The 14,361-nt window shown below is 53.7% G+C and carries 9 protein-coding genes; 6 read left to right on the forward strand and 3 right to left on the reverse strand.

Going from position 1 to position 14,361, the window contains the following annotated elements; all coding sequences use genetic code 11:
• Window positions 1-26: 26 nt before the first annotated feature.
• Complete coding sequence (locus GYMC10_RS14095; protein ID WP_015735084.1) at window positions 27-1,520, forward strand: extracellular solute-binding protein; 1,494 nt, start codon at window positions 27-29, stop codon at window positions 1,518-1,520.
• An 83-nt stretch (window positions 1,521-1,603) separates the two neighbouring features.
• Here the strand turns inward: GYMC10_RS14095 and GYMC10_RS14100 are convergent, their stop codons facing one another.
• Both GYMC10_RS14100 and GYMC10_RS14105 read right to left on the reverse strand, forming a co-directional pair.
• A complete protein-coding gene (locus GYMC10_RS14100) occupies window positions 1,604-3,037 on the reverse strand; it encodes a serine hydrolase domain-containing protein (RefSeq protein WP_015735085.1) in 1,434 nt (477 codons plus the stop codon).
• Window positions 3,037-3,963 carry a pectinesterase family protein gene (locus GYMC10_RS14105; protein ID WP_144374235.1) on the reverse strand — a complete coding sequence of 309 codons (927 nt, stop codon included), beginning with the start codon at window positions 3,961-3,963 and terminating at the stop codon, window positions 3,037-3,039. Before GYMC10_RS14105 ends, GYMC10_RS14100 begins: the two co-directional genes overlap by 1 nt.
• Window positions 3,964-4,250: 287 nt before the next feature.
• Between GYMC10_RS14105 and GYMC10_RS14110 the strand changes: the two genes are divergently transcribed.
• A complete protein-coding gene (locus tag GYMC10_RS14110) occupies window positions 4,251-5,381 on the forward strand; it encodes a glycoside hydrolase family 105 protein (RefSeq protein WP_015735087.1) in 1,131 nt (376 codons plus the stop codon).
• Window positions 5,378-6,964, forward strand: a complete 1,587-nt coding sequence (locus GYMC10_RS14115) for a glycoside hydrolase 43 family protein (protein ID WP_015735088.1) — start codon at window positions 5,378-5,380, stop codon at window positions 6,962-6,964. Before GYMC10_RS14110 ends, GYMC10_RS14115 begins: the two co-directional genes overlap by 4 nt.
• Window positions 6,965-7,015: 51 nt before the next feature.
• Here GYMC10_RS14115 and GYMC10_RS14120 read toward each other — a convergent pair whose 3' ends face one another.
• Complete coding sequence (locus tag GYMC10_RS14120) at window positions 7,016-7,858, reverse strand: helix-turn-helix domain-containing protein (RefSeq protein WP_015735089.1); 843 nt, start codon at window positions 7,856-7,858, stop codon at window positions 7,016-7,018.
• A 161-nt stretch (window positions 7,859-8,019) separates the two neighbouring features.
• Between GYMC10_RS14120 and GYMC10_RS14125 the strand changes: the two genes are divergently transcribed.
• From GYMC10_RS14125 to GYMC10_RS14135, 3 genes are all read left to right on the forward strand, one after another.
• Window positions 8,020-10,347, forward strand: coding sequence for a glycosyl hydrolase family 95 catalytic domain-containing protein (locus tag GYMC10_RS14125; protein ID WP_015735090.1), 2,328 nt, complete (start codon window positions 8,020-8,022; stop codon window positions 10,345-10,347).
• Between the two features lie 11 nt (window positions 10,348-10,358).
• Window positions 10,359-11,930: a glycoside hydrolase family 28 protein gene (locus tag GYMC10_RS14130; RefSeq protein WP_015735091.1), complete on the forward strand. Its 1,572-nt coding sequence runs from the start codon at window positions 10,359-10,361 to the stop codon at window positions 11,928-11,930.
• Window positions 11,931-12,013: 83 nt separating this feature from the next.
• On the forward strand, window positions 12,014-14,227 hold the full coding sequence (locus GYMC10_RS14135; protein WP_015735092.1) for an Ig-like domain-containing protein: 2,214 nt from the start codon (window positions 12,014-12,016) through the stop codon (window positions 14,225-14,227).
• Window positions 14,228-14,361 lie beyond the last annotated feature (134 nt).

Here is a 14,361-nt window from a genome sequence, read left to right on the forward strand (position 1 = left end):
AGAATAAATATGATGGAGGGGTAATGATGAAGAAAAGATGGATGACAACCGTGATGGCGTTGCTGGCGGGGATGATGGTTGTAACGGCTTGCGGAGACAAGAGCGGCGGGAGCGGGGTCAATGGCGACGGGCCTTATCCGCTCACTCTGGTGGTGAACCAGGTGGGAGAAATACCTGACCCGAACAATCCGATGGAGGAAAAAATACGCGAATACACGAACACGGATCTGCGGATTCAGTGGATACCTTACTCCGCATACGACGAGAAGGTTAACGTCATGGTCGCTTCCAATGAGCTTCCGAAGCTGATCAAGCTGAACTATACGCCAACAACCATCAGCTCGCTCGAAGCCGATCTGTTCTGGGATATCACAACCCATTTGAAAAATTACCCGAATTTGGCCGCACAGCCGCAAGCCTATTACGATAATATCAGCGTGAACGGCAAAGTATACGGCATCCCTCTTTTCCGGGACATGGGCCGGGCGATCGTCAGCTACCGCAAGGACTGGCTCGATGCAGCCGGCTTGAAGGAGCCGGTGACCCTGGATGATTGGTATGAAATTATCCGGTACAGCACGGAAGAGGACCCCGATGGCAACGGTAAAAGGGACACCTACGGAATGATGCTGGACAAAGGCTATAACCAGGGTACCGCATCAACATTGACCCGGCTTGCCGTTTCCCAAGGCGCACCTAATAAATGGGGCATCGACGAGCAGGGCAATTTCTATCCGGAGTTCGAATCCGAGCAGTTCTTCGAGGTTATGAACCTGTTCCGAAGATTGTATGAAGAGAAGCTGATCAACCAGGATTTCGCCGTGGTGGATTCCTCCGAGCTCAATAAGGTGTATGAATCGGGCCGCGCGAATATCCGGATCTCCGGCGGTAACGGCCAATCGCTGCAAACCAAGCTGGAGAAGGTCGTTCCGGAAGCGGTTGTCGACGTATCGGCGCTGCAAGGACCTGAAGGCGTTCGGGTTCCGGGGGAAAGCGGTAATACCGGCTTTCTGGCGATCCCGAAATCGACGGTCAAGTCTGAAGAGGAGCTGGCTAAAGTGCTGACCTTCGTTGACAAGCTCCTGGATCCGGAGATGGTTAATGTCATTAATAAAGGTATCGAAGGCGTTCATTACGAAGTCGAAGGCGATTATACCGTAACGATCGATGCGGATAAGGACGCTCAAGAGGTCAAGCCTTATCGCGATACGTTTCCGCAACGGGGAGATTTGTACAACATGGAGAAGAAACCGAAAGGAACGGAGCTGTTCAACAAAAATAAACAAATCGTGTACGAGAACGAGAACTATATTGTGCCGAATCCGGCGCTTACCTTGAAATCCAATACGTATAATGAACGCGGCGGCGAGCTGGAGCAGATCATCACCGATGCGCAAACCAAGTTTATTATGGGACAGATTGACGAGGCCGGCTGGAAGGCCGAAGTGGAGAGATGGAGAAAGAGCGGCGGCGATCAAATGGCTGCGGAATATAAAGAGTCCTACGAGAATCAAGAATAGCGGTCATTAATAATGATAACGAGAGACAAAGCGGCAAGGAAAAGGAAGTACCTTTTACGTACTTGGCTGCTTTGTCTCTCGGTTCATGGAGCATCGATTTTCGTTCCGATGAGCACGAGGTCCAAATGATTCGTGCTGAGCGCCCCTGCCGGCTTGATTTGCAGCACAAGCCCATCGCGGTCGAAACGGCAGGTCAGGATAAACATCTGCTGCACCTCCAGCAGTTGAATGTGGATCAAGCAAGTCGACGAGTCTGCCCATACGGCACCACAGGCGGAGGGAAGGCCATAAAAAGGATCAGGACCGATATGCCAATCGTTCATGGAGCATAAAACCCTGGCATGACCGGTTTCATGTACGAAAATGAGCTCGCATTGTTGCTCACTGAACGTAAAGCGACAATACATCCAACCCGGCTCATTTGCTGAGAGGCGGTATTGCTGCCCAGAGACCTCCGTGGCCGCTGTGGAGGAGGAGCTTCCCTTCGGCAGATGGAGTTTCAAAGCGCTCAGACGCTGCTGCATCCGTTGATAATCGGCATCATCAAGGGGGCAGAACGCACTCATTGAAGGAACCAGATGCGTCCAAACGCTATCCAGGATCCCTTGGTGCTCATCCCGGTTCAGCATGGTGTTGGCCGTCGAGACGAAAACGGCATCTTGTTCCGGCATGACGAGGATGAATTGTCCACCCGCGCCGAAAGCGCAGTAGGCTTGACGCCTGGCCCGCCAGAACTGGTATCCGTACCCGCTTCGACCTTCCAAAAGAATTCCGGCACTGGAGTTATCGACCGCCTTGGATGTGCTTTGTTCTACCCAGCCCTCCGGCAGAATCCGGATCCCGTTCCAGACTCCGTCCTGCAGATAAAGCTGGCCGAACCTTGCCATATCCTCGGGCGTGCAATAAGCTCCGCTGCCGCCCTGGTTAATGCCGAGCGGACAGGTCTCCCATTCGATATCCTGCATCCCGAGGGGCTGGAACAAGCGTGTTTCGAGATATTCGTGCACGGTGGTTCCCGTGACTCGTTGGAGGATGGCACACAGCGTATGCGTACCCGTCGTATCGTAAGCAAAGACGGTACCCGGGGGATGGCTTGGAGGCGTATGAAGATATTCGAATACGATATCCCGGGCCTCTTTATTGGTGGATTTCCGGTGAACGGTTTGCATGCTCAGCAGATGCCGGATGGTCATGCTGGCCGTATACGGGTGTACGGCCTCCGGCTGCTTGTCCGGAAAAAATGCAATGACCTTGTCCTCCAGGGAGATTAGCCCTTCTCCAATGGCGATACCGATGGCTGCAGAAGTCAGGCTTTTGCTGACGGAGAATATCGGATGCCTTGCATTCTTTCGAAAAGGGTAGTAGTGGCCTTCAGCAGCCACTTTGCCATGCCGGAGCAGCATAAAGCTGTGCAGGTTCATATTTCTTTCCGTCATATCCTCCATAAAGCGGAGGATGGCTGATGGAGGAATACCCACCTCCTCGGGACGGACTCGTGCCAGTGCAGTCATCATCATCAACCTTTCTTCAGCTTAGATGAACCTGGTGCGTAAGGCGAACACCAACCGTCTTGTCCACTGAGCACTTGTTCAATCGTAAACGGTTTAGCCTCGGCTTCGGTAAGGTCCCTAGACCACGAAACCCGCAGGGAGGGGGCTGCTCCGGGGCCGCGGCTGTCGAATTCGGCATAACGGGATGTCTGCTCGCGATCCGGCTGGTTCCAGTTATGCCAGCCTTGCGGATGAACCGAGCCGTCCATCTCGCATCGGATGAACACCACATTGGCGTAATCGCGCCACGGCCGGCCGAGGTATACGTTCTCAACGCCAGGCGCTCCCGATATAGTACAGTCCAGAAAGACATAGCCGAACTCCGCTTCCTTCGGCGTATTGGCTGCGGTCAGGTAACCGCCGGACCGCTTGCAGCGGATCATGCACCTGTCGAATACGGCCGCTGCCGGCCCAAATATAAAATCGACATCTCCTTCGATAAAGCATTCGGCAAAGTAATGACGTCCGCCGGATACATAGAGCGTATCTTGATCGTCTTCGAGCCTTACATGCTGAAAGGACACCCGGTCGGCATCGATAAAGGCGGCGACAGCCTGGCCCGTTCCAGGTCCGGAATCGTTGCGGACGGTCAATTGTTCGGCGCTGAAATCGTCGGCGTAGACATACAAGCTTCCACTGCGAAAGGTGCCAAGGGGCTGACCATCTTCCCCCAGGGTGTGGGCGTTATCCGAATAGGTAAGAATCGTTTCTTCGGCTCCTTCGCCGATCATGCGAATAGTTGGCTTCGATGAAGGGATCGTGATTTTCTCGCAATACACACCCTTTTTGATTTCGAGGATCACAAGGGAATCGGCCTGCTCGGGAATCGAGTCAACAGCGGACTGTACCGTCACGAAGTCGCCTTGTCCGCTGGGATCTACTGTGATTTTCATCGATGAACACGCTCCTTCTATGGATTTTTCATCCATGTTATCGAATTGCAGGCTCTAATAATAACACCTCCGATGTTTAAATCGGTTCATTCTTTGCCTTTTATGCCGAATTTATAAAAATGGCAGCTTATTCTGCTTGTCTTCTTGAACGAAAGCTGATTGGGAAACAGAGCATAAAATGCAAAATATGCGGGAGATTCGGCATCAAATCCGGATTTTTTATGATTTACGTTTCTTTATAATTAGTTAGTGATTAGAACTTCCAAGGATATTGAGGTGAGGCGGTTTTGAAACAAGAGAGCAGATGGTCCGTCTTGACGGCGGATACCATTCTCAGTCAAGCGGACAGCGAGGGACTTCACTCTGAAATTGCCCGTCGTTGGGCGTATGTACCCGGGATGATGCTCATGGCGATCGCCCGCACAGGGGATTGTTATAGCAAGGATGCTTATATTGATTTCATGAAAAGGCATATGGATCTGTTTGTTCAAGCGGATGGGGACATTCGGGGATATCGCATCGAAGAGTATAATCTGGACCAGATCAACCAGGGGAAAAATTTATTTGCTCTGAGCGCCAGATTTCATGACTCCCGTTATGAAAAGGCTTCACATACGCTTGCCGCCCAGCTGATCGGCCAGCCCAGGACGACGGACGGCGGGTTCTGGCACAAGAAAGTTTACCCGTTTCAGATGTGGCTGGATGGGCTCTATATGTCTTCGCCATTTCTGGCGCAATATGCGAAAACCTACAACCGACCTGAATGGTTCGACGAGGTAGCCCATCAGCTTCTGCTGGTGGAGCGAAGAACCCGGGATCGCACAACGGGGCTCTTGTATCACGGATGGGATGAAGCGAAGGAACAAGTATGGGCCGATCCGGAAAGCGGCCGCTCCCCGCATTATTGGAGCAGGGCCTTAGGCTGGTATGCAATGGCGCTGGTGGACAGTCTCGAGTATTTCCCGGTGGATCATCCGAAGCGCGGTACGATCATGGGCATATTCGAACGGTTAAGCCGGGCGCTGGGACGGTATCAGGAAAAAGAGAGCGGGCTGTGGTTCCAGGTGCTCGATCAAGGCTTCCGGGAAGGCAATTATCTCGAAACCTCCGGCTCCTCGATGTTTATTTATGCATTGGCCAAGGGAGTGCGGCTTCAATACCTGGAACAGTCTTCAAGATCCATTGCGGAAAGGGCTTACGAAGGTTTGGTACAGCGGTTTGTCGAGGTTAACGATACCGGCGTGCATCTACATTCCATATGCCATGGAGCGGGGCTCAGCGACGACCGCAACGGCTCTTACGAATATTACATCGGCGAGAAAGTGGTGTCGGACGCCCAGATCGGCGTCGCGCCTTTCATCCTTGCAAGTCTGGAAATGGAGCGGTTAGAAGATTCAAGGGTAGGAGGTTCTATATGATGCACTCATCGTTAACAATGCAAGCATTACAGAACAAACCGTGGTTGTCGGATCAGGGAGACGGAACGTTCGTGAATCCGGTGCTTCATGCGGATTATTCGGATCCGGATGTGATCCGGGTAGGGGAAGATTTCTATATGACAGCCTCCAGCTTTGGCCATCTGCCGGGACTGCCGATTCTGCATTCGAAGGATTTAATTAACTGGAAGATCATGAATCATGTGCTGCCACGGATGGATCTGCCGGGCTATGACGTCCCGCAGCATGGGAACGGCGTCTGGGCTCCGGCCCTTCGATTCCATGACGGCAAGTACTGGGTGTTCTATGGAGATCCGGATGTCGGCATCTTGATGAGCACAGCAGAGGACCCGGCAGGCAGCTGGACGCCACTCCATCTGGTTCAAGAGGGAAAAGGCTTAATCGACCCGTGCCCGTTCTGGGACGATGACGGCCAGGCTTACCTGGTTCACGCGTTTGCCAAAAGCAGATGCGGCATCAAGCATCTATTACGAATGTGCCGGATGTCCTCGGATGGAAAACAGCTGCTGGATGAAGGTCAGATCGTCTTCGACGGGACCGAGCGCCATCCGACGATGGAGGGCCCGAAGCTGTATAAACGGAATGGCTATTATTATATCTTTGCTCCTGCCGGAGGAGTATCAACGGGTTGGCAGACCGTGCTTCGGTCTACCTCGGTCTTTGGCCCTTATGAGGACAAAATCGTGCTGCATCAAGGCGATGGCCCGGTTAACGGTCCGCATCAAGGCGGCTGGGTGGAGCTGGCATCGGGAGAATCGTGGTTTATGCATTTTCAAGACAAGGGGGCTTACGGACGAATAACACATCTGCAGCCCATGCGCTGGGTGGATGATTGGCCGCAGATCGGGATCGACACGAATGGAGACGGGATCGGCGAACCGGTTCTGCGTTATCCGAAGCCAAGTGTCCTTGGGGAGCATATGATTCAAGCCCCGGACGATTCGGACGAATTCGAAGGCGCAACGCTTGGCCTTCAGTGGCAATGGCAGGCCAATCCGAATCCGGATTGGTACGCATTCGAGAAGGACAGCCATTTGCGATTATTCTCCTTTCCCGTGCCGGAGCACCGGCCATCGCAAACGATCTACGATGCCCCTCACTTGCTGCTGCAGAAATTTCCGGCTGAAGTATTTCATGCGGAAGCCAAACTGGATGGAACGTCACTCAAGCCCGGTGAACGGGCGGGTCTGATCATATTCGGACGAACCTTCGCCTATGTCGGCGTTCGGATGAAAACGGACGGATCCGGGATGGAGATTATTCAAGCCAAAGGGAATGACAAGGAGGAGAATATCGTATGGTCCGGCGGATGGAATGATGGGAAGGTAACGATTCGGGTCACGGTTCATCCTGGTGCGATATGCCGCTTCGATTACGCTGCTGCTGACGGTCGTTACATGCCGTGCGGGAAAAAGGATTTCGTAGCGGAAAAAGGTCACTGGGTCGGAGCCAAGGTTGGATTGTTCGCGGTTTGTAAGGAGGATCATCCAGACAGAGGGTATGTGGATGTCGAATGGTTTAGGGTCGGAAGAGGAGAGATGTAGTAAAGGCGGGGCTGTCCCAAGACGGGTGACTACTTTGGAACAGCCCCGATTCTATCCGTGACGCTTGCGATACTGGAGAGGCGTCGTGCCCGCTATTTTTTTGAAGGTTTTATTGAAGTGGGCAATATGTTCAAATCCGGCCAGCTCGGAGATGATTTGCACGGAGTCCCGGCTGCTCACGAGCATTTTTTGGGCTTCGCGGATTCGTACCACCTGCACGTATTCACGAAAGTGAAAGCCTGTCAGCCTGGTGAATACCCTGCTGAGATAGGAGGGACTGATGTAAAACTGCTTGGCAACCTGTTCCAGCGTGAGCTTTTCATGGAAATTCGATTTGATATATTGGGCAATTTCCGAAATTTTTTGATGCATCGGATGCTCGTATTCATGGGTTTGGGATTGCAGCGTAGTCTCAATCCGGTGGAGGCGGATAAGCAACTCGTTCATCAGCGAGCGAACCAATGAGCTGTAGTGAGTCTGCTCCGTTTGGCATTCTGCGAGCATGGAATGCAGCAGCCGCTCGATTTCCGGCTGATGCTTAAGCGGAATACGAATGAGCCTGGACGTCCCATGATCGAGCAAATTGGCGACGCCGGCGTCCCCCTGTTCGATGAAGGTTCTGGAGAAGCCGATCAGCACCCGCTCGAAGAGCAGCTTCTCGGAGCTTGCCGTCGAGTGCAGATCATGCGGGTTCACGATCATCAGATCCCCTTTTTTGACGGTGAACACGTTATCGTCCATGAAGTAAACTCGCTCCCCGTTGAGCAAGTAGTACAACTCGAAGTAGGGATGCTCATGGGGGCGCGGCATGCTGCTGGAACCGTTTCGCGACATGTATTGGATGGAGAAATTATGATCTCCGATGTGGTATTTAGGCTGCAGCCGGTCAATCATTCCTCTCAATCTCCTTTATACGCATGGTTGGATTACCATCGATAGTGATCGTAGAAAATTATATATCATGCCTGCAGCCGATCTTCAAGGGTTTTGGCCGCAATCACCAACTTTTTTAAAACGCTTACAAATTCTTAGCATAAGAAGCTTAGGAGGACAGAATGCCATTAACTTCAGAAACCTTGATATGGTTCGATCAGCCGGCCCAGAACTGGAACGAGGCTTTACCGATTGGGAACGGACGTCTTGGCGGCATGGTATTCGGATGCGCCCAGCAGGAAAAAATCCAATTCAACGAGGATTCGGTATGGTACGGAGGTCCGAGGGACCGCAACAATCCGGATGCGCTCCGACATCTTCCGCTCATCCGCAAGCTGTTGTTCGAAGGGCGGCTGAAGGAAGCCCACCGGCTGTCGGAGACGGCTTTTTCCGGGACGCCGCGCAGCCAGAGGCCATATTTGACGGCGGGCGATTTCTGCATTCAGGTCGATCATCCGCAAGGCGAGTTGTCCCACTATCGCAGGGAGCTGGATCTTGAAAAGGCGATCGCCGTAACGTCATACCAATACGGAGGCGTTACCTTTACCCGGGAAGTGTTTTGCAGCTATCCGGACCAGGTGATGGTCATCCGGCTGGAAGCCGATCGACCGGGTGTTCTGACCTTGACAGCGCGATTTGAGCGGCAGAAAGGGAAGCACATGGATGCAGTCCATCGGCATGGCACGGACACGGTGGTCATGACGAATGATTGCGGTGGGAAGGACGGGCTTACCTACAGTGCCGCTGCAAAAGCCATAACTGCAGGCGGAACCGTACGCGTTGTCGGCGAGCATTTGCTGGTGGATCAGGCCGACGAAGTCGTCATTATCCTTGCCGCGGCCAGCACCTTTCGCGTAGACGATCCGAAATTGCGCTGTGCTGAGCTGCTGGAACATGCAGCGAACCAGGGCTATGCCGCTTTGAAGAAGCGTCATATTGCGGATTATCAGCCGTTGTTTGAGCGGGTAAAGCTGGACCTGAGAGCTCCTGCAGATCAGGAGCGCCATTTGCTGCCGACGCCTAAGCGGCTTGAGCGTGTGCGGGCGGGAGAGGACGACGCAGGCCTGTACACGCTGTATTTTCACTTCGGAAGATATCTGCTTATTGCCTGCAGCCGCCCTGGATCGCTCCCGGCCAATCTCCAGGGCATCTGGAACGATTCCATGGCTCCACCCTGGGACAGCAAATTTACGATCAATATCAACACCCAGATGAATTACTGGCCGGCGGAAAGCTGCAATCTGTCCGAATGCCATGAACCGCTGTTTGAATTAATTGAACGCATGAGGGACAACGGGCGCGTAACGGCACGAACAATGTACGGCTGCCGCGGATTCGTCGCCCATCATAACACCGATATTTGGGCCGACACCGCGCCCCAGGACATTTATCCTCCGGCCACCCAATGGGTGATGGGCGCCGCATGGCTGACCCTTCATCTCTGGGAGCATTACAAATTCAATCCGAATCCGGATTTCTTGAAAAGAGCCTATGAGACCATGAAGGAAGCGGCACTCTTCTTCACCGACTTTCTGGTGGAAAGTCCTGAAGGATACCTCGTGACGAATCCATCCGTTTCGCCGGAGAACCGTTATTTGCTGCGGAACGGCGAATCCGGAACGCTCTGTTACGGACCGTCCATGGACACGCAAATCATATCGGAGCTGTACAGTGCCTGCATCCAGGCAAGCCTGGAGCTGGACATCGACGAAAATGCTCGCCAAGAATGGGCGGCCATCATGGATCGTTTGCCGGAGATGAAGGTAGGAAGGCACGGGCAGCTGCAGGAATGGCTGGAGGATTACGAGGAGGCCGACCCCGGGCACCGGCACATCTCCCATCTGTTCGGTCTTCATCCCGGAACGACGGTCAGTCCGGACTCGACGCCGGACTTGGCGGAAGCGGCCCGGGTTACGCTTCGGCGGCGTCTCGCCCACGGCGGGGGACATACCGGCTGGAGCCGGGCCTGGATCATCAACTTCTGGGCGCGGCTGCTGGACGGCGAACAGGCCTATGTTCATCTTAAGGAATTGCTGAGGCAATCGACGCTCCCCAATCTGTTCGACAATCACCCGCCGTTCCAAATCGACGGCAACTTCGGGGCTGCCGCGGGAATTGCCGAAATGCTGATCCAGAGTCACCTGGATCACATCCGTCTTCTGCCGGCGCTGCCAGAAGCCTGGCCGCAAGGGCGCGTACAGGGACTTCGCGCCAGGGGAGGCTTCCAGGTGGATATCGATTGGAGAGACGGGAGCCTTGCGGAAGCGGTGATCACTTCGGTAAGCGGTCGGAAGCTTCGTCTCCATGCGAAGCGGTCCGTACGGGTCACGACCTCGGATGGAAGGGAGGTGCCGATGGAACGTCATGGCCATGTCATCGAAATGGCTACCGAAACCGGCGGAAGGTATTTCGTCCAGCCGATACAAATCGAAAATGAAATCTTACAATAACGGAGGTACCCATGATCATGATAACCGAAGAAGCGATATGCCCTGATTTGCCCGTGATCCCGGAACATACGGTAACGATTACAGACTATGGCGCGGTCGGAGACGGTGTTTATGACAATACTCAAGCATTTCATCAAGCGATTGAAGCCTGCGCAAAGGCAGGAGGAGGCACGCTGGTCATCCCTCCGGGGATATGGCTCACCGGTCCGATCAAGCTGCAGAGCCGGATTGAGCTTCATGCCTCAGCCGGTGCCTTCGTCATGTTCAGCAAGTTTTTCGAAGATTATCCGATCCTGATGTCCACGTATGAGGGCCGGCAGATGTTTCGCTGCCAGTCTCCGCTCGATGGCGAAGGGCTGGAGGATGTCGCGATCACCGGGGGCGGGATTTTTGACGGAAGCGGCGAAGCCTGGAGGCCTGTTAAGAGAGGGAAGCTGACGGAAAGCCAGTGGGAGCGCTTAATACAATCCGGCGGCGTCGTGGATGACCAGGGATTGTGGTGGCCAACGCCCGCTGCTCGGGACGGTCAGGAGACCCTGGACCGTATTGAACAGACAGGCAGCGAGGAACCACAGGATTATGAGCCCGTCAGAGACTACTTGAGACCCAATCTGCTCAGCTTGAGAAACTGTAAGCGGATCCTGCTCAGCGGTCCCACCTTTCAAAACTCCGCAGCCTGGTGCCTGCATCCTTGGGCATCGGAGCAGATCACCATTCAAAACATTACGGTCCGCAATCCGTGGTATGCCCAGAACGGGGACGGTCTGGACATTGATTCGTGCAAATACGTAACCGTTGAAAACAGCTCGTTTGATGTAGGAGACGACGCGATCTGCCTGAAGTCCGGCAAAAATGAAGCCGGGCGCCTGCTGGGAAAGCCGAGCGAGCGGATTAGTATCCGGAATTGCACCGTTTATCACGGCCACGGCGGCATCGTGGTCGGCAGTGAAATGTCCGGAGGCATCAAGGATGTATACGTATCCGATTGCACTTTTATCGGCACCGATATCGGCATTCGCTTTAAAAGCTGCCGCGGGCGCGGCGGCGTGGTCGAGAACATCTTGATTGAACGGATTCGGATGCGGGATATCGACGGGGATGCCATCTCCTTCAATTTATATTACGAAGGGAAAGCCGGCTCCGGCGAATACCAAGAGGAAGTAATGCTGCCCGTTACCGAGGAAACCCCCGTGTTCCGGAACATTGTCATTCAGGATATCGTGTGCAGCGGCGCGCATACTGCGCTCCTCATCAACGGCCTGCCGGAGATGCCGGTGGAGAACTTGACGGTGAAGCGGTCCGCCATCACAAGTCGGGAAGGCATTGTATGCCGAAATGGACAAAACCTGAGCATTCAGGACTTGGTCCTTCGCACTCAGGATAATCCGCTGCTTCTTTTTCACCAAAGCCGAAATGTTCAAGTGGCGAATGTCAGCGGAGAAGGCGGTTCGCAGGACGACCGCCTGTTGGTGGTGACCGGGGAACGGTCCAGCCAAATCGAATGCTCGGGGCTGAAGGCCGATAAGGCTAGGGGGATCGAGATCTCTCCTGAAGTGGAACCGGGGGAGGTCGTGATCAAGTAGCTTTCGGATTAAATATGGCTTAGAAAGGAGGTGATCGAATTATAACCGTTGTCAGAATCTCAAAATGATAAGGAGGTACGCAAATGAAAGCAGCAAAATGGTTGAAGCAAATGCTTGTCTTCACGATGCTGTTTACCGGTTTATCCGGCGGAGGTGCTTACGCTGAGGAAAATCCTGAATCCCCAGCCCCGGCAAATTCCCCGCAAACGCCTGCGTTTCCGGGGGCCGAAGGCGGTGGGAAATATACGACCGGCGGCCGGGGCGGCGAAGTGTACGAGGTAACGACGCTTGCCGACTCGGGAGCGGGGTCGCTTCGTGACGCGGTCAGCGCCGGGAACCGGACCGTCGTATTTAAAGTCGGCGGCGTGATTCAGCTGAAATCCCCACTGAAGATTCTCGGAGACAACCTGACGATTGCCGGTCAAACGGCGCCGGGCGATGGGATTACGGTTATCGGGTATCCAACGTCCTTCGATGGAAACAACCTGATCATCCGTTACATGCGCTTCCGGCTGGGCGATATGAATGAAACGGAAGCAGACTCTTTTGGCGGACGGTACAAGAAAGACATTATCATTGACCACTCCTCGTTCAGCTGGTCCGTTGACGAAGTGCTCAGCCCTTACGGCAACGAAAATGTCACCGTGCAGTGGTCGATCATCGCCGACGCCATGCATATTAGCAGACACGTCAAAGGCAGACACGGGTACGGCGGGATATGGGGCGGAAAGAACACCAGCTTCCATCATAACTTGATCGCTCATAATTCCAGCCGTAACCCGGCGTTTGACAGCACGGCCGGCAACTCCCATGATTTCCGAAATAACGTGGTATACAACTGGGGTTTCTTTGCTTCGTACGGAGGCAAAGGCGCAGTTACCAATATCATCAACAATTATTACAAGCCCGGCCCGGAAACGGAAGTCGTTCGGTTTATGAATGCGGAGAGCACCGGAAGTTACTTTATCGACGGCAACGTCATGGACGGGTATCCGGAATATACGCAGGATAACTGGTCCGGCGTTCATAAATACCCAAATTACGTGAAGCTGGAAACTCCCGCTTCCTTTGCCAATCCATTGCCGACCGAATCCGCCGAAGAGGCTTATGAAGCGGTCATGCAAAGCGCCGGAGCCACCCTGCCGAAGCGGGATGCCGTCGATGCCCGGATCATCCAGGATGTGATCCACCGAACCGGCATGCATATTAACTCCCAGAATGAGGTGGGCGGATATCCGCTCGTGGAGCCGGTTGTTTCCACAATAGAAGATGACGATCAAGATGGAATGCCGAATGATTGGGAGATCGCCCACGGGCTGGATCCGAAAGATCCGAGCGACCGCAATATGACCAAAAACGAAGGATTTACGAATCTGGAGCTGTATCTGAATTCCATACCAGGAAACGGATCGGCCAATCCCTCAGCGGTCATTACCGCCCCGGCAAACAACACGGTGGTAAAAGCCGGCTCGAACGTCACGATTGAAGCGTCCGTTTCCGATGAAGACGGCAGCGTAACCAAGGTGGAGTTTTACCGAAACGGAGAAAAGGTTGGGGAGGACGAAAGCATGCCGTTCCGCTATCAGTGGACGGATGTTGCGGATGGCACCCATTACTGGGCCGCAAAAACGATCGACGATACAGGCACGATGGCATTCTCAACGAGCGTGGTCGTTCATGCGAACACTAAAGGGAGCATCAGGCCTTGGAAATCGGCCGATGTCGGCAGTCCGGGAATTCCGGGACACACGCAGCTCGGCGGCGAGCCGGGCGAAGTGACCGTCAAATCCGCGGGTGATATCGGCGGCACGAAGGACGTCTTTCATTTTGCATATCAGAAGGTAAAGGGAGATGCTGAAATCGTTGCCCGGATTGAAAGCATCACTCCTACGAATGAGGAAGCGGAAGCCGGGATCATGTTCCGCGAGAGCCTGAAAGAGGATGCCCTGTTCGTTTCCCTTGTTGTCCCTTATATTCGTACTGGGAAAAGAGGCGTAACCCTTAGTCGCGCCGAGGAGGGCGGCGAGGTCGCGAGGATTCAGCCGGATCAGGAATTTCAGCTGCCATATTGGATCAAGCTTGTCCGCAAGGATAATCAATTCACATCGTTCGTTTCTCAAGATGGAACCAGTTGGACCACGGTTGGAAACGTCCAAGTCGATTTGCCGAAGCAAGTCTATGTCGGGCTTGTGGCGGATGCGTCTAAAGTTAACAATGAGACGTGGAAATACAATACTTCCACATTTTCCAATGTAAATATCTCGGCGAAGACAGGCATCGGTCCGAAGGCCGAGTAATGTGAACGATGACGAAGAAACTGGGCAGCTTTGAGAACAAAACAGGGATGATTTCATCCATGATTGTTGTTGTCCTGGGTCCCGTTGTCCTTTCGATACTATCGTTCACATAGTGTTACATTTCAGTATGACTG

The sequence above is a fragment of the Paenibacillus sp. Y412MC10 genome (genome assembly GCF_000024685.1).
Lineage (GTDB): Bacteria > Bacillota > Bacilli > Paenibacillales > Paenibacillaceae > Paenibacillus_AQ > Paenibacillus_AQ lautus_A.

What these genes read in the sequence shown, in the direction of transcription:
- GYMC10_RS14095 (WP_015735084.1), top strand. Translation starts at nt 27, where the DNA reads ATGAAGAAAAGATGGATGACAACCGTGATGGCGTTGCTGGCGGGGATG.
- GYMC10_RS14100 (WP_015735085.1), bottom strand. Translation starts at nt 3,037, where the DNA reads ATGATGATGACTGCACTGGCACGAGTCCGTCCCGAGGAGGTGGGTATT.
- GYMC10_RS14105 (WP_144374235.1), bottom strand. Translation starts at nt 3,963, where the DNA reads ATGAAAATCACAGTAGATCCCAGCGGACAAGGCGACTTCGTGACGGTA.
- GYMC10_RS14115 (WP_015735088.1), top strand. Translation starts at nt 5,378, where the DNA reads ATGATGCACTCATCGTTAACAATGCAAGCATTACAGAACAAACCGTGG.
- GYMC10_RS14120 (WP_015735089.1), bottom strand. Translation starts at nt 7,858, where the DNA reads ATGATTGACCGGCTGCAGCCTAAATACCACATCGGAGATCATAATTTC.
- GYMC10_RS14125 (WP_015735090.1), top strand. Translation starts at nt 8,020, where the DNA reads ATGCCATTAACTTCAGAAACCTTGATATGGTTCGATCAGCCGGCCCAG.
- GYMC10_RS14130 (WP_015735091.1), top strand. Translation starts at nt 10,359, where the DNA reads ATGATCATGATAACCGAAGAAGCGATATGCCCTGATTTGCCCGTGATC.
- GYMC10_RS14135 (WP_015735092.1), top strand. Translation starts at nt 12,014, where the DNA reads ATGAAAGCAGCAAAATGGTTGAAGCAAATGCTTGTCTTCACGATGCTG.